This window comes from Pseudomonas sp. Marseille-Q5299 (assembly GCF_943737035.1).
GTDB classification, from domain to species: Bacteria; Pseudomonadota; Gammaproteobacteria; order Pseudomonadales; family Pseudomonadaceae; genus Aquipseudomonas; species Aquipseudomonas putida_E.
This window is the reverse complement of record NZ_CALSFR010000002.1, coordinates 896,998-912,790: the sequence shown is the minus strand read 5'-3', so window position 1 is coordinate 912,790 and position 15,793 is coordinate 896,998. Positions and strand designations below refer to the sequence as shown.

Annotated in this window: 9 protein-coding genes, 2 tRNA genes and 3 rRNA genes; all 14 read left to right on the top strand. The window is 57.2% G+C overall.

What is annotated here, in order from left to right; translation table 11 throughout:
• The first annotated feature begins 100 nt into the window (after positions 1–100).
• On the top strand, positions 101–2,422 hold the full coding sequence (gene mrcB / locus NGJ21_RS08630) for a penicillin-binding protein 1B (protein ID WP_115273557.1): 2,322 nt from the start codon (positions 101–103) through the stop codon (positions 2,420–2,422).
• Between the two features lie 15 nt (positions 2,423–2,437).
• The gene (locus tag NGJ21_RS08625; protein ID WP_046788177.1) at positions 2,438–3,226 is read left to right on the top strand and encodes a tetratricopeptide repeat protein; all 789 of its coding nucleotides are present in this window, start codon (positions 2,438–2,440) and stop codon (positions 3,224–3,226) included.
• Positions 3,226–3,552, top strand: a complete 327-nt coding sequence (locus NGJ21_RS08620) for a YqcC family protein (RefSeq protein WP_012312684.1) — start codon at positions 3,226–3,228, stop codon at positions 3,550–3,552. Before NGJ21_RS08625 ends, NGJ21_RS08620 begins: the two co-directional genes overlap by 1 nt.
• A 414-nt stretch (positions 3,553–3,966) precedes the next feature.
• Complete coding sequence (locus NGJ21_RS08615; RefSeq protein ID WP_115275469.1) at positions 3,967–5,691, top strand: acetolactate synthase 3 large subunit; 1,725 nt, start codon at positions 3,967–3,969, stop codon at positions 5,689–5,691.
• 1 nt (position 5,692) lies between these two features.
• Positions 5,693–6,184, top strand: a complete 492-nt coding sequence (ilvN, locus tag NGJ21_RS08610; RefSeq protein WP_003250040.1) for an acetolactate synthase small subunit — start codon at positions 5,693–5,695, stop codon at positions 6,182–6,184.
• A 54-nt stretch (positions 6,185–6,238) separates the two neighbouring features.
• Positions 6,239–7,255, top strand: coding sequence for a ketol-acid reductoisomerase (gene ilvC / locus NGJ21_RS08605; protein ID WP_012312686.1), 1,017 nt, complete (start codon positions 6,239–6,241; stop codon positions 7,253–7,255).
• 150 nt (positions 7,256–7,405) lie between these two features.
• Positions 7,406–8,257 carry a CDP-diacylglycerol--serine O-phosphatidyltransferase gene (gene pssA, locus NGJ21_RS08600; protein WP_012312687.1) on the top strand — a complete coding sequence of 284 codons (852 nt, stop codon included), beginning with the start codon at positions 7,406–7,408 and terminating at the stop codon, positions 8,255–8,257.
• A gap of 76 nt (positions 8,258–8,333) precedes the next feature.
• A complete protein-coding gene (gene msrP, locus NGJ21_RS08595; protein WP_046788178.1) occupies positions 8,334–9,347 on the top strand; it encodes a protein-methionine-sulfoxide reductase catalytic subunit MsrP in 1,014 nt (337 codons plus the stop codon).
• Positions 9,347–9,961, top strand: a complete 615-nt coding sequence (gene msrQ / locus NGJ21_RS08590; RefSeq protein ID WP_251962011.1) for a protein-methionine-sulfoxide reductase heme-binding subunit MsrQ — start codon at positions 9,347–9,349, stop codon at positions 9,959–9,961. The genes msrP and msrQ overlap by 1 nt, the downstream gene beginning before the upstream one ends.
• A gap of 558 nt (positions 9,962–10,519) precedes the next feature.
• Positions 10,520–12,056: ribosomal RNA gene (locus NGJ21_RS08585) — 16S ribosomal RNA — on the top strand.
• A gap of 86 nt (positions 12,057–12,142) precedes the next feature.
• Positions 12,143–12,219 (top strand) — tRNA-Ile (locus tag NGJ21_RS08580).
• A 24-nt stretch (positions 12,220–12,243) separates the two neighbouring features.
• Positions 12,244–12,319, top strand: a tRNA-Ala gene (locus NGJ21_RS08575).
• Positions 12,320–12,555: 236 nt separating this feature from the next.
• A 23S ribosomal RNA gene (locus NGJ21_RS08570) occupies positions 12,556–15,447 on the top strand.
• Between the two features lie 131 nt (positions 15,448–15,578).
• A 5S ribosomal RNA gene (rrf, locus tag NGJ21_RS08565) occupies positions 15,579–15,694 on the top strand.
• Together the 16S, 23S and 5S rRNA genes with 2 tRNA genes alongside form the textbook arrangement of a ribosomal RNA operon.
• Positions 15,695–15,793: the final 99 nt, after the last annotated feature.

Below are 15,793 nucleotides of genomic sequence, written 5' to 3'. Positions count from 1 at the left end.
GCAGGGAATTCGAAGGCGCCATTATGGTCAATGGTGCCGCCCCTGCATACCGCCAGAGGGCGCCTGCCCAGCCTTTACAAAGTGCGTATAATCCGCCGCCATGACTCGAACCCGAAATTCCCGTACTCCTAAGAAACGCCCGACCGGCCGCTCGCGCGCCTGGCTGGGCTGGGCGTTGAAGCTCAGCCTGGTTGGCCTGGTGATCGTTGCCGGCTTCGCGGTTTACCTCGATGCTGTCGTCCAGGAGAAGTTCTCCGGCAAGCGCTGGACCATCCCTGCCAAGGTGTACGCCCGGCCGCTGGAGCTGTTCGTCGGCCAGAAGCTGAGCAAGAACGACTTCCTCACCGAACTCGATGCTCTCGGCTACCGGCGTGAAAGCGCGGCCAATGGCCCGGGCGCTGCGGCCGTCAACGGTAACACCGTCGACCTCAACACCCGCGGCTTCCAGTTCTACGAGGGTATGGAGCCCGCGCAGTTCGTGCGTGTGCGCTTCTCCGGCGACTACGTTGCCGGGCTGTCCGGCGCCAACAATGGCAAGCTGGATGTGGTGCGCCTCGAGCCGTTGATGATCGGGGGTATCTACCCGAAGAACCTCGAGGACCGCATCCTGATCAAGATCGATCAGGTGCCGCCGTACTTGCTCGAAACCCTGGTGGCAACCGAAGACCGAGACTTCTACAGCCACTTCGGCGTGTCGCCAAAGTCCATCGCCCGCGCAATGTGGATCAACACCTCCTCCGGTTCCATGCGCCAGGGTGGCAGTACCCTGACCCAGCAGTTGGTGAAGAACTTCTACCTGACCAGCGAGCGCACCCTCAGCCGCAAGCTGACCGAAGCGATGATGGCCGTACTGCTGGAGATGCACTACGACAAGCGCGAAATTCTCGAGGCCTACCTCAACGAGGTGTTCGTCGGCCAAGATGGCCAGCGCGCCGTGCATGGCTTTGGCCTGGCCAGCCAGTTCTTCTTCAGCCAACCGCTGTCGGAGCTCAAGTTGCACCAGATCGCCCTGTTGGTGGGTATGGTCAAAGGGCCGTCCTACTACAACCCGCGTCGCCACCCCGAGCGGGCTCTGGCGCGGCGTAACCTGGTCCTGGACCTTGTGGCCGAGCAGGGCGTTGCGAGCCAGGAAGCGGTCGATGCGGCGAAGAAGATGCCGCTGGGCGTGACCAAACGAGGCAGCCTGGCCGACAGTTCGTTCCCGGCCTTCCTCGACCTGGTCAAGCGCCAGCTGCGCCAGGACTATCGCGACGAAGACTTGACTGAAGAGGGCCTGCGCATCTTCACCAGTTTCGACCCGATTCTGCAGATGAAGGCCGAAACCTCGATGAATGAGACCTTCAAGCGTCTGTCGGGGCGCAAAGGCGCTGACGAGGTCGAATCGGCGATGGTCGTGACCAACCCGGAAACCGGTGAGGTGCAGGCCCTTATCGGCAGTCGTCAGGCCGGATTCGCCGGCTTCAACCGTGCCATCGATGCCGTGCGGCCGATTGGCTCGCTGGTCAAGCCGGCGGTGTACCTGACCGCGCTGGAGCAGCCGAGCAAGTACACCCTGACCAGCTGGGTGCAGGACGAGGCGTTTTCGGTCAAGGGCGCCAATGGCCAGGTGTGGCGCCCGCAAAACTATGACCGCCGCCCGCATGGCACCATTTACCTGTACCAGGGGCTGGCCAACTCCTACAACCTGTCGACCGCCAAGATCGGCCTGGAAGTGGGGGTGCCCAACGTCATCAAGACCATCGGCCGGCTCGGGGTCAATGTCGACTGGCCAGCGTTCCCGGCAATGCTGCTGGGGGCCGGTGGCATGTCGCCGATGCAGGTGGCGACCATGTACCAGACCATCGCCAATGGCGGTTTCAATACGCCGATGCGCGGCATCCGCAGTGTGCTCACCGCCGAAGGTGAGCCGCTCAAGCGTTACCCGTTCCAGATCCAGCAGACCTTCGATCCGGGCTCCATCTACCTGGTACAGAACGCGATGCAGCGGGTGATGCGCGAAGGTACCGGCCGCTCCGTGTACAACGTGCTGCCCAGGTCGCTGACCCTGGCGGGCAAGACCGGTACCAGTAACGACTCGCGTGACAGTTGGTTCTCAGGCTTCAGCCAGGACCTGCTGGCGGTGGTGTGGATGGGCCGTGACGATAACGGCAAGACGCCGTTCACTGGCGCCACCGGTGCCCTGCAGGTGTGGACCAGCTTCATGAAGAAGGCTGACCCGCTGCCGCTGGACATGCCGCAACCGGACAACGTGGTACAGGCCTGGATCGACCCCTACAGTGGGCAGGGTTCCGACGCAAGCTGTCCGGGGGCGGTGCAGATGCCGTATATTCGCGGGAGCGAACCGCCCGCCGGCGCGATCTGTGGCGGCGAGCAGAATCCGGCAGAATCGGTCATGGACTGGGTCAAAGGCTGGATGAATTAAGCCCTGGCAGCATTGATGAGGTGTGAAGTGAAAAAGTGGTGGTTTCCTGCCGTGACGGCACTGGTGGTGCTGCAGGGCTGTTCCAGCGTTCAGCGTGGCAACATCCCGGTTGTGGACTCGAGCACACGGGTGTCCAACAGTGAACGCGTGACGGCCAACCGCTCGGCGGCCGGCATCAGCAATGGCACCTCGCAGGCGCAGACCCTGCCTGAGGACTCCGGCGTGACCGTGATGATTCCGCAAGGTGCCGGTGCCACGGGCATCCAGACGTTCCCGGCAGGCAATGGCGTGGCCCCGATCAGCACCACGCCGATTACCACTGGCCCCGGCACATCTGCACCGATGACGACCAACCCCAACCCGATCGCCGACGAACCGTTCGACATCGCGTCGATGAACAGTGCCCCGGCCGCTGCCAGCGCGCCAACCGGCATTCCGCGCAGCAGTGCGGCATCCGGGGGGCTGTCGGCTGACGAGCAGCTCGATGGCCCGGTGCTGGCATTGTTGACCACCGCCCAGTCGCAACAGGGCAGTGGCGACTTCAACGGTGCGGCCTCGAGCCTGGAGCGCGCCCAGCGCATCGCCCCGCGTGAGCCGCAGGTACTGTTCCGTCTGGCGCAGGTGCGCCTGTCCCAGGGCGATGCGGCGCAGGCCGAGCAATTGGCGCGCCGTGCCCTGACCTATGCCAATGGTCGCCCTGACCTTCAGGCCGAGCTGTGGAACACCATCGCCCAGGCCCGTGAGAAGCAGGGTGACAGCGCCGGCGCCGCGCTGGCCCGGCAAAAAGCGCGGGTCAACTCCTGATGATCGAGCAGCGCATTCTGGACATCGCCGACCACCTGCTGCTCATCGAGCGTGAGTTGATCGTGCAGGGCTGGTGGGCTGACGAGCCGCCAAGCGATGAGGCGCTGGCCAGCACAGTGCCTTTTGCGGTCGATAGCATGAGCTTCGAGCAGTGGCTGCAGTGGATATTCCTGCCGCGCATGAAGATCATCATCGAGCTTGGTCAACCGCTGCCCAACGCCTCGAGCATTCTGGTGATGGCCGAGACGGTGTTCGTCGACCGGCCGGAGCAGAGTCGTGAGTTGCGGCGCCTGCTGGCAGAGTTCGATCAATTGATCGCTGCTTGAGCCTGATTTCTTCTCTTTTTCCTTCAGGGGCCGCAGATTGTGGCCCTTTTTTGTGGAAAAGTTATTTTTCCTGCTGCTGTGTCGGTTTTTAGTGGTGGCAGGAATTCATCTTGAGGAAAAATTGGCAATAATTTTTCTTGACTTGTAGCCGCCAAATCACAAGAATCCAGTTTCCGCTTTAGAGGGACTGCCAGAAGCAGACCCGCTAAGCAGATCATGAGGCGCACACCCGCGCCGACCTGTTACACCCCGCAACGCGTTACCTCGCGCTGGGTGGGATAACCCCGCAACACTCAGGGGTGCTCCCAATACTTGCTCAGTCAGTGCTGACGTTCGCTCATGCTCTGCTTGGCAGTAAACCTATTAAGACCCGTCCACTAGGGACGGTATTCTGGCGTTTTAGAGGTGAACAACGTGGAGCTTTTATCTGGCGCTGAGATGGTCGTCCGCTTCTTGCGTGACGAAGGCGTTAAGCACATCTACGGGTACCCTGGTGGTGCTCTCCTGCATGTTTACGACGCCCTGTTCAAGGAACCGGAAGTCGAGCACATCCTGGTTCGTCACGAGCAGGCTGCTACCCATATGGCGGACGGCTACGCCCGCGCCACCGGCAAGGCCGGTGTGGTGCTGGTAACCTCCGGCCCGGGCGCGACCAATGCCATCACCGGTATTGCCACCGCTTACATGGACTCGATTCCGATGGTCATCCTGTCCGGCCAGGTGCCTAGCACCATGGTGGGTACCGATGCCTTCCAGGAAACCGACATGATCGGCATCTCGCGGCCGATCGTGAAGCACAGCTTCATGATCAAACACGCTACCGAGATCCCTGAAGTTCTGAAAAAAGCCTTCTATCTGGCGCAATCCGGCCGTCCAGGCCCGGTCGTGGTCGACATTCCAAAAGATATGACCAACCCGGCCGAGAAGTTCGAATACGTCTATCCGAAGAAGGTCAAGCTGCGCTCCTACAGCCCGGCAGTGCGTGGCCACTCCGGCCAGATCCGCAAGGCTGCCGAGATGCTGCTGGCTGCCAAGCGTCCGATCGTCTATGCCGGTGGCGGTGTGATTCTCGGTGGTGGCTCCGAAGCGCTGACCGAAATCGCCAAGTCGCTGAACCTGCCAGTCACCAATACCCTGATGGGCCTTGGCTGCTTCCCGGGTACCGACCGCCAGTTCCTCGGCATGCTCGGCATGCACGGTAGCTACACCGCGAACATGGCCATGCACAATGCCGATGTGATTTTCGCGGTCGGCGCACGCTTCGATGACCGCGTGGTCAATGGCCCGGCCAAGTTCTGCCCGAATGCCAAGATCATTCACATCGACATCGACCCGGCGTCGATCTCCAAGATGATCAAGGCCGATGTGCCGATCGTGGGCCCGGTCGACAGCGTGTTGAACGAGATGCTGGGCATCCTCAAGGAAATCGGCGAGCAGCCAGACAAGGCAGCGGCCGAAGCCTGGTGGAAGCAGATCGACGAGTGGCGCGGTAATGGCGACCTGTTCCCCTACAACAAGGGCGACGGCAGCGTCATCAAGCCGCAGACCGTCATCGAGACCTTGTGCGAAGTGACCAACGGCGATGCTTTCGTCACCTCCGACGTCGGTCAGCACCAGATGTTCGCAGCACAGTACTACCGCTTCAACAAGCCGAACCGCTGGATCAACTCCGGTGGCCTGGGCACCATGGGCTTCGGTTTCCCGGCAGCCATGGGCATCAAGCTCAATTTCCCGGATCAGGACGTGGCCTGCGTGACTGGCGAAGGCAGCATCCAGATGAACATCCAGGAGCTGTCCACCTGCATGCAGTACGGCCTGCCGGTGAAGATCGTCAACCTGAACAACGGCGTGCTGGGCATGGTCCGTCAGTGGCAGGACATGGCCTACAACGGCCGTCACTCGCACTCCTATGTCGAGTCGCTGCCTGACTTCATCAAGCTGGCCGAGGCCTATGGCCATGTGGGTATCCGCATCACCAGCCTGAAGGACCTCAAGCCGAAGCTCGAAGAAGCCTTCGCGATGAAGGACCGCCTGGTGTTCATCGACATCGCGGTCGACCGTACCGAGCACGTCTATCCGATGCAGATCAAGGATGGCTCGATGCGTGACATGTGGCTGAGCAAGACGGAGCGTACCTGATATGCGGCACATCATTTCCCTGCTGCTGGAAAACGAACCCGGTGCTCTGTCCCGCGTGGTCGGCCTGTTCTCCCAGCGCAACTACAACATTGAAAGCCTGACCGTGGCGCCCACCGAAGACCCGACCCTGTCGCGTCTGACGCTGACCACCGTTGGCCATGACGAAGTGATCGAACAGATCACCAAGAACCTCAACAAGCTGGTCGAAGTGGTCAAGCTTGTCGACCTGTCGGAAAGCGCTCACATCGAGCGTGAACTGATGCTGGTCAAGGTCAAGGCCACCGGTGCCCAGCGTGCCGAGATCAAGCGCACCACGGACATCTTCCGTGGCCAGATCGTCGATGTTACCGCCAGCGTGTACACCGTACAGCTCAGTGGTACCAGCGACAAACTGGACAGCTTCATCCAGGCCATCGGCACTGCATCGATTCTCGAAACCGTGCGCAGTGGCGTCACCGGCATTGCCCGTGGCGACAAAGTGCTCAGCATCTGAATTCAAAAATTAGCGATGGCTCCGCAGGGGCCGAGATATAACCAGGGGTATTTCATGAAAGTTTTCTACGATAAAGACTGCGACCTTTCCATCATCCAGGGCAAGAAAGTCGCCATCATCGGTTACGGTTCCCAGGGCCACGCCCAAGCGTGCAACCTGAAGGACTCCGGTGTAGACGTTACCGTCGGTCTGCGTAAAGGTTCGGCTACCGTTGCCAAGGCTGAAGCTCACGGCCTGAAAGTGGCCGACGTTGCCACCGCCGTCGCTGCTGCCGACCTGGTCATGATCCTGACCCCGGACGAGTTCCAGGGCGCTCTGTACAAGAACGAAATCGAGCCGAACATCAAGAAGGGCGCCACCCTGGCCTTCTCCCACGGTTTCTCGATCCATTACAACCAGGTCGTTCCACGTGCCGACCTCGACGTAATCATGATCGCGCCGAAGGCCCCGGGCCATACCGTGCGTTCCGAGTTCGTCAAAGGCGGCGGTATCCCTGACCTGATCGCTATCTACCAGGACGCCTCCGGCAACGCCAAGAACGTCGCCCTGTCCTACGCTTCCGGCGTTGGTGGCGGCCGTACCGGCATCATCGAAACCACCTTCAAGGACGAGACTGAAACCGACCTGTTCGGTGAGCAGGCCGTTCTGTGCGGCGGTACCGTCGAGCTGGTCAAAGCCGGTTTCGAAACCCTGGTCGAAGCTGGCTACGCGCCGGAAATGGCCTACTTCGAGTGCCTGCACGAGCTGAAGCTGATCGTCGACCTCATGTACGAAGGCGGCATCGCCAACATGAACTACTCGATCTCCAACAACGCCGAATACGGTGAGTACGTCACCGGTCCGGAAGTCATCAACGAAGAATCCCGCAAGGCCATGCGCAACGCTCTGAAGCGCATCCAGGACGGCGAGTACGCGAAGATGTTCATCTCCGAAGGCGCCACCAACTACCCATCGATGACCGCCAAGCGTCGCAACAACGCCGCTCACGGTATCGAAGTCATCGGCGAGCAACTGCGTTCGATGATGCCGTGGATCTCGGCTAACAAAATCGTCGACAAGACCAAGAACTGAGTCTTATCGAATGATGAAAAACGCGGCTTCGGCCGCGTTTTTTCGTTCTGGCATTCAGCTTCTGGTATAAAGCAGACCAGTGGCCTGCCGTCAGAACCTGTTTCGCGGGCCCGTGTCGAACATTTTCCATCCTGTTGCAAGGTACCCTCCATGAGCGAACGTCCCGAAGAGCCGAACAAGCCCTCCGACGCCGAAAGCCTGCTACCTGTCGATGAGCACGTTGAAGAAGGGCATGATGCCGAAGGGCGCAAGGTGCGCCATCGCGGTATCTATCTGTTGCCCAACCTGTTCACCACCGCCAACCTGTTTGCCGGTTTCTATTCCATCATCAACTCGATGAGCGCGCAGAGCGCCCTGAGTGCTGGCGACCCGCGCGAGGCGAGCAAGTACTTTGCATTTGCCGCCATCGCCATCTTCGTGGCCATGGTGCTCGACGGCCTCGATGGCCGTGTCGCCCGCATGACCAACACCCAGAGCGCCTTCGGGGCCGAGTACGACTCGTTGTCGGACATGGTCGCCTTCGGCGTGGCCCCGGCCCTGCTGGCCTTTGGCTGGGCGCTGGGCGACATGGGCAAGGTCGGCTGGATGGTCGCCTTCATCTATGTGGCCGGTGCCGCGCTGCGCCTGGCGCGTTTCAATACCCAGGTTGGTACTGCCGACAAGCGCTACTTCATCGGCCTGGCCAGCCCGGCTGCCGCTGGTGTGGTCGCCGGTACCGTATGGGCCTTCAGCGACTATGGTATCCAGGGCTCCAAGTTGTCGTTCCTGGTGGCACTGCTGGTTGCCGCCGCCGGTATGTTGATGGTCAGCAACATCAAGTACAACAGCTTCAAGGAGCTCGACCTCAAGGGCCGCGTGCCGTTCGTGGCGATCCTGGCGGTGGTGCTGGTGTTTGCCGTGGTATTCAGCGACCCGCCGCGCATCTTGCTGCTGATTTTCCTTGCCTACGCCGCTTCTGGTCCGATCCAGTTCCTGCTCAAAGGCCGTCATCGTAAATCCTGAATGATTTAATGATGGAATAACCCTGCGGCTCCATAGTCTTACTGGTACATCCGTTAACCAGTGCTGTGGAGCCGTCATGCTTATAAAGCTTCCCAGGTCTTCCGATTGCAAGGCATCGGAGATCACTCCCGAAAGCATCTACCTTTCCCGTCGTACCCTGTTGGGTGGCTCCATGGCCGGCGTTGCGCTGGGTGCGATGCCCTTTGCGGCGCGCGCGGCCCAAACATCGCGTTACGCAGATGTCGAGGCAGGTAACGCACCGGCCTGGTTCACCAGCAAGCTGGCTGACACGCGTTGGCAAGCGGTGACGGTAAAAGACGAGGCGATCACGCCCTTCAAGGATGCCACTCATTACAACAACTTCTATGAGTTCGGGCCTGATAAAGGCGACCCCGCCGCCAATGGCGGGAGCCTGAAGACCGAACCCTGGTCGGTGGTGGTCGATGGTGAGGTTGGCAAGCCCGGGCGTTATGCGCTGGAAGACTTTGTCAAACCCTACGCGCTTGAGGAGCGTATCTATCGGTTACGCTGCGTGGAGGCCTGGTCAATGGTCATCCCCTGGTTGGGCTTTCCCCTGGCGCAAGTGCTCAAGCAGGTTGAACCGACCTCAAAAGCGCGTTATGTACGGTTCGAGACCCTGCAGGATCCGCAGCACATGCCGGGGCAGCGTTCGGGCTTCGCGTTGATCGATTGGCCGTACGAAGAGGGCTTGCGCCTGGATGAGGCGATGAACCCGCTGGCCATCCTGGCGGTCGGCATGTATGGGCGCGAGTTGCCCAACCAGAACGGTGCGCCGCTGCGCCTGGTGGTGCCGTGGAAGTACGGGTTCAAGAGTATCAAGTCGATCGTGCGGATCAGCCTGGTGGCCGAACGGCCGCGCACGACCTGGGAGAGTCTTGCGCCTGATGAATATGGTTTCTATGCCAACGTGAACCCCGAGGTCGATCACCCGCGCTGGAGTCAGGCGCGCGAGCGGCGGCTACCCAGTGGCCTGTTCAGTCCCAACGTGCGACAGACCCAGATGTTCAATGGCTATGCCGATGAAGTGGCGTCGCTGTACGCTGGCCTCGACCTGCGGAAGAACTATTGATGCGTTATCCCTGGCTGCGCCTGGTTATCTTTATAGTCGGTTGTCTGTTTCCGCTGTGGTGGTTGTATGAGGCGGCCATGAACCTGCTTGGACCGGACCCAGGGAAGATTCTTATGGATCGGCTTGGGCTGGGGGCGTTGATCTTCCTTTTGATCACGCTGAGCATGACGCCGCTGCAGAAGCTGACAGGGTGGTCGGGGTGGATCGTTGTGCGTCGGCAACTGGGGTTGTGGTGTTTTGCCTATATCGTGCTGCACCTCTTTTGCTACCTGTTCTTTATCCTGGGGCTGGATTGGGGGCAGTTTGCCGTCGAGCTGCGCAAGCGGCCGTACATCATTGTGGGGGCGCTCGGCTTTCTTTGCTTGCTGGCGTTGGCGGTGACTTCCAATCGTTACAGTCAGCGGCGCTTGGGCGCGCGCTGGAAGAAACTGCACAAGCTTGTATATGTGATTCTCGTTTTGGGCCTGCTGCATTTTCTATGGATCGTGCGCTCCGATCTGCGCGAGTGGGCGATCTACGCGGTCATTGGTGGTTTCTTGATGGTGCTGCGAGTGCCAGCGGTGGCGCGGCGAGTGCCTCGCATTATGGGGCGGCGGGGAAGGGTGGCTTCGTAGGCGCTTGAAGGATAGCGTCCCACACCAGGTACGCTTAGGGCTATTTCCACCTATATTTCAATTTCTTGAATTAAAGCCTTGACGGGCGTTCGAATCCCCTTATAATGCGCCCCACTTCCAGCGTAGTCGGAACGAGAAACTCCTTGAAATTCAATGAGTTGCTTAATCCAGGTAGTGCTGGTGGTGCTTCGGTCGACTGATCGATAGCGGTTAAAAAGGTGGTTGACAGCGGTTCTAAACGCTGTATGATTCGCCTCCCGCTACGAGAGATCGCAGCGAGCCAAGTGTTTGAAGCTAAACGAGTTTCTCGCAAAAAACTTCAAAATAAACGCTTGACAGGCTCTGAGGAAAGCGTAGAATGCGCGCCTCGGTTGAGACGAAAAGCTCTTAACCAAACGCTCTTTAACAAATCGAATCAAGCAATTCGTGTGGGTGCTTGTGAGTACGGACTGATAGTCAGAAAGATTATCAGCATCACAAGTGACCATGCGAGAAATCACATAGTCATTTGAGATTGCTGAGCCAAGTTTAGGGTTTCTTAAAAACCCAAGCAGTATTGAACTGAAGAGTTTGATCATGGCTCAGATTGAACGCTGGCGGCAGGCCTAACACATGCAAGTCGAGCGGATGACGGGAGCTTGCTCCTTGATTCAGCGGCGGACGGGTGAGTAATGCCTAGGAATCTGCCTGGTAGTGGGGGACAACGTTTCGAAAGGAACGCTAATACCGCATACGTCCTACGGGAGAAAGCAGGGGACCTTCGGGCCTTGCGCTATCAGATGAGCCTAGGTCGGATTAGCTAGTTGGTGGGGTAATGGCTCACCAAGGCGACGATCCGTAACTGGTCTGAGAGGATGATCAGTCACACTGGAACTGAGACACGGTCCAGACTCCTACGGGAGGCAGCAGTGGGGAATATTGGACAATGGGCGAAAGCCTGATCCAGCCATGCCGCGTGTGTGAAGAAGGTCTTCGGATTGTAAAGCACTTTAAGTTGGGAGGAAGGGCATTAACCTAATACGTTAGTGTTTTGACGTTACCGACAGAATAAGCACCGGCTAACTCTGTGCCAGCAGCCGCGGTAATACAGAGGGTGCAAGCGTTAATCGGAATTACTGGGCGTAAAGCGCGCGTAGGTGGTTTGTTAAGTTGGATGTGAAAGCCCCGGGCTCAACCTGGGAACTGCATCCAAAACTGGCAAGCTAGAGTACGGTAGAGGGTGGTGGAATTTCCTGTGTAGCGGTGAAATGCGTAGATATAGGAAGGAACACCAGTGGCGAAGGCGACCACCTGGACTGATACTGACACTGAGGTGCGAAAGCGTGGGGAGCAAACAGGATTAGATACCCTGGTAGTCCACGCCGTAAACGATGTCAACTAGCCGTTGGAATCCTTGAGATTTTAGTGGCGCAGCTAACGCATTAAGTTGACCGCCTGGGGAGTACGGCCGCAAGGTTAAAACTCAAATGAATTGACGGGGGCCCGCACAAGCGGTGGAGCATGTGGTTTAATTCGAAGCAACGCGAAGAACCTTACCAGGCCTTGACATGCAGAGAACTTTCCAGAGATGGATTGGTGCCTTCGGGAACTCTGACACAGGTGCTGCATGGCTGTCGTCAGCTCGTGTCGTGAGATGTTGGGTTAAGTCCCGTAACGAGCGCAACCCTTGTCCTTAGTTACCAGCACGTTATGGTGGGCACTCTAAGGAGACTGCCGGTGACAAACCGGAGGAAGGTGGGGATGACGTCAAGTCATCATGGCCCTTACGGCCTGGGCTACACACGTGCTACAATGGTCGGTACAGAGGGTTGCCAAGCCGCGAGGTGGAGCTAATCTCACAAAACCGATCGTAGTCCGGATCGCAGTCTGCAACTCGACTGCGTGAAGTCGGAATCGCTAGTAATCGCGAATCAGAATGTCGCGGTGAATACGTTCCCGGGCCTTGTACACACCGCCCGTCACACCATGGGAGTGGGTTGCACCAGAAGTAGCTAGTCTAACCTTCGGGAGGACGGTTACCACGGTGTGATTCATGACTGGGGTGAAGTCGTAACAAGGTAGCCGTAGGGGAACCTGCGGCTGGATCACCTCCTTAATCGACGACATCAGCCTGCTGATGAGCTCCCACACGAATTGCTTGATTCTTTGTATAAAGACGATGCTGTAACGCGACCCTGTTATAGGTCTGTAGCTCAGTTGGTTAGAGCGCACCCCTGATAAGGGTGAGGTCGGCAGTTCAAATCTGCCCAGACCTACCATTACATGGTTCAGCCGTAGAATACGGGGCCATAGCTCAGCTGGGAGAGCGCCTGCCTTGCACGCAGGAGGTCAGCGGTTCGATCCCGCTTGGCTCCACCACTTTTGCAGTAACTTGTCAGAACTTAGAAATGAACATTCGGCTTGAATGTTGATTTCTGGCTTTTGTCAGATCGTTCTTTAAAAATTCGGATATGTGATAGAAATAGACTGAACACCAGTTTCACTGCTGGTGGATCAGGCTAAGGTAAAATTTGTGAGTTCTGCTCGAAAGAGCAACATGCGAATTTTCGGCGAATGTCGTCTTCACAGTATAACCAGATTGCTTGGGGTTATATGGTCAAGTGAAGAAGCGCATACGGTGGATGCCTTGGCAGTCAGAGGCGATGAAAGACGTGGTAGCCTGCGATAAGCTTTGGGGAGTCGGCAAACAGACTGTGATCCAGAGATCTCTGAATGGGGGAACCCACTCAGCATAAGCTGAGTATCTTGTACTGAATACATAGGTGCAAGAGGCGAACCAGGGGAACTGAAACATCTAAGTACCCTGAGGAAAAGAAATCAACCGAGATTCCCTTAGTAGTGGCGAGCGAACGGGGACCAGCCCTTAAGTTGGTTTGAGATTAGTGGAACGCTCTGGAAAGTGCGGCCATAGTGGGTGATAGCCCCGTACACGAAAATCTCTTATCAATGAAATCGAGTAGGACGGAGCACGAGAAACTTTGTCTGAACATGGGGGGACCATCCTCCAAGGCTAAATACTACTGACTGACCGATAGTGAACCAGTACCGTGAGGGAAAGGCGAAAAGAACCCCGGAGAGGGGAGTGAAATAGATCCTGAAACCGTATGCGTACAAGCAGTGGGAGCCTACTTTGTTAGGTGACTGCGTACCTTTTGTATAATGGGTCAGCGACTTATATTCAGTGGCGAGCTTAACCGAATAGGGGAGGCGTAGCGAAAGCGAGTCTTAATAGGGCGTTTAGTCGCTGGGTATAGACCCGAAACCGGGCGATCTATCCATGGGCAGGTTGAAGGTTAGGTAACACTGACTGGAGGACCGAACCGACTACCGTTGAAAAGTTAGCGGATGACCTGTGGATCGGAGTGAAAGGCTAATCAAGCTCGGAGATAGCTGGTTCTCCTCGAAAGCTATTTAGGTAGCGCCTCATGTATCACTGTAGGGGGTAGAGCACTGTTTCGGCTAGGGGGTCATCCCGACTTACCAAACCGATGCAAACTCCGAATACCTACAAGTGCCGAGCATGGGAGACACACGGCGGGTGCTAACGTCCGTCGTGAAAAGGGAAACAACCCAGACCGTCAGCTAAGGTCCCAAAGTCATGGTTAAGTGGGAAACGATGTGGGAAGGCTTAGACAGCTAGGAGGTTGGCTTAGAAGCAGCCACCCTTTAAAGAAAGCGTAATAGCTCACTAGTCGAGTCGGCCTGCGCGGAAGATGTAACGGGGCTCAAACCATGCACCGAAGCTACGGGTATCACCTTTGGTGATGCGGTAGAGGAGCGTTCTGTAAGCCTGTGAAGGTGAGTTGAGAAGCTTGCTGGAGGTATCAGAAGTGCGAATGCTGACATGAGTAACGACAATGCGAGTGAAAAACTCGCACGCCGAAAGACCAAGGTTTCCTGCGCAACGTTAATCGACGCAGGGTTAGTCGGTCCCTAAGGCGAGGCTGAAAAGCGTAGTCGATGGAAAACAGGTTAATATTCCTGTACTTCCAGTTATTGCGATGGAGGGACGGAGAAGGCTAGGCCAGCTTGGCGTTGGTTGTCCAAGTTTAAGGTGGTAGGCTGAGATCTTAGGCAAATCCGGGATCTCAAAGCCGAGAGCTGATGACGAGTTGCCTTTAGGCGACGAAGTGGTTGATGCCATGCTTCCAAGAAAAGCTCCTAAGCTTCAGATAACTGGGAACCGTACCCCAAACCGACACAGGTGGTTAGGTAGAGAATACCAAGGCGCTTGAGAGAACTCGGGTGAAGGAACTAGGCAAAATGGCACCGTAACTTCGGGAGAAGGTGCGCCGGTGAGGGTGAAGGACTTGCTCCGTAAGCTCATGCCGGTCGAAGATACCAGGCCGCTGCGACTGTTTATTAAAAACACAGCACTCTGCAAACACGAAAGTGGACGTATAGGGTGTGACGCCTGCCCGGTGCCGGAAGGTTAATTGATGGGGTTAGCGCAAGCGAAGCTCTTGATCGAAGCCCCGGTAAACGGCGGCCGTAACTATAACGGTCCTAAGGTAGCGAAATTCCTTGTCGGGTAAGTTCCGACCTGCACGAATGGCGTAACGATGGCGGCGCTGTCTCCACCCGAGACTCAGTGAAATTGAAATCGCTGTGAAGATGCAGTGTATCCGCGGCTAGACGGAAAGACCCCGTGAACCTTTACTATAGCTTTGCACTGGACTTTGAATTTGCTTGTGTAGGATAGGTGGGAGGCTTTGAAGTGGGGACGCCAGTTCTCATGGAGCCATCCTTGAAATACCACCCTGGCAACTTTGAGGTTCTAACTCAGGTCCGTTATCCGGATCGAGGACAGTGTATGGTGGGTAGTTTGACTGGGGCGGTCTCCTCCCAAAGAGTAACGGAGGAGTACGAAGGTGCGCTCAGACCGGTCGGAAATCGGTCGTAGAGTATAAAGGCAAAAGCGCGCTTGACTGCGAGACAAACACGTCGAGCAGGTACGAAAGTAGGTCTTAGTGATCCGGTGGTTCTGTATGGAAGGGCCATCGCTCAACGGATAAAAGGTACTCCGGGGATAACAGGCTGATACCGCCCAAGAGTTCATATCGACGGCGGTGTTTGGCACCTCGATGTCGGCTCATCACATCCTGGGGCTGAAGCCGGTCCCAAGGGTATGGCTGTTCGCCATTTAAAGTGGTACGCGAGCTGGGTTTAGAACGTCGTGAGACAGTTCGGTCCCTATCTGCCGTGGACGTTTGAGATTTGAGAGGGGCTGCTCCTAGTACGAGAGGACCGGAGTGGACGAACCTCTGGTGTTCCGGTTGTCACGCCAGTGGCATTGCCGGGTAGCTATGTTCGGAAGAGATAACCGCTGAAAGCATCTAAGCGGGAAACTTGCCTCAAGATGAGATCTCACTGGGATCTTGAATCCCCTAAAGGGCCGTCGAAGACTACGACGTTGATAGGTTGGGTGTGTAAGCGCTGTGAGGCGTTGAGCTAACCAATACTAATTGCCCGTGAGGCTTGACCATATAACACCCAAGCAATTTGCTTCTGCAGATTGTGGTGGTGAAGACGAAAGAACCGAAAGTTCGCAACATCACAACTATCGCATATCCGAATTCGCTGGGCTGTCCATCTGGACATTCTGGCTACAGAATTTCTTGACGACCATAGAGCATTGGAACCACCTGATCCCATCCCGAACTCAGTAGTGAAACGATGCATCGCCGATGGTAGTGTGGGGTTTCCCCATGTGAGAGTAGGTCATCGTCAAGATTCATTTCGCAAAACCCCTATCTGCGCGAGCAGGTAGGGGTTTTGTCTTTTCTGGCTTTTACAGATCCCGGACTCGGCGGCTAGCCGTGATATCGTTCC

Excerpts from the sequence above, each read along its gene's own strand:
- mrcB (WP_115273557.1), top strand. The coding sequence starts at position 101 with ATGACTCGAACCCGAAATTCCCGTACTCCTAAGAAACGCCCGACCGGC.
- NGJ21_RS08625 (WP_046788177.1), top strand. The coding sequence starts at position 2,438 with ATGAGGTGTGAAGTGAAAAAGTGGTGGTTTCCTGCCGTGACGGCACTG.
- NGJ21_RS08620 (WP_012312684.1), top strand. The coding sequence starts at position 3,226 with ATGATCGAGCAGCGCATTCTGGACATCGCCGACCACCTGCTGCTCATC.
- ilvN (WP_003250040.1), top strand. The coding sequence starts at position 5,693 with ATGCGGCACATCATTTCCCTGCTGCTGGAAAACGAACCCGGTGCTCTG.
- ilvC (WP_012312686.1), top strand. The coding sequence starts at position 6,239 with ATGAAAGTTTTCTACGATAAAGACTGCGACCTTTCCATCATCCAGGGC.
- pssA (WP_012312687.1), top strand. The coding sequence starts at position 7,406 with ATGAGCGAACGTCCCGAAGAGCCGAACAAGCCCTCCGACGCCGAAAGC.
- msrP (WP_046788178.1), top strand. The coding sequence starts at position 8,334 with ATGCTTATAAAGCTTCCCAGGTCTTCCGATTGCAAGGCATCGGAGATC.
- msrQ (WP_251962011.1), top strand. The coding sequence starts at position 9,347 with ATGCGTTATCCCTGGCTGCGCCTGGTTATCTTTATAGTCGGTTGTCTG.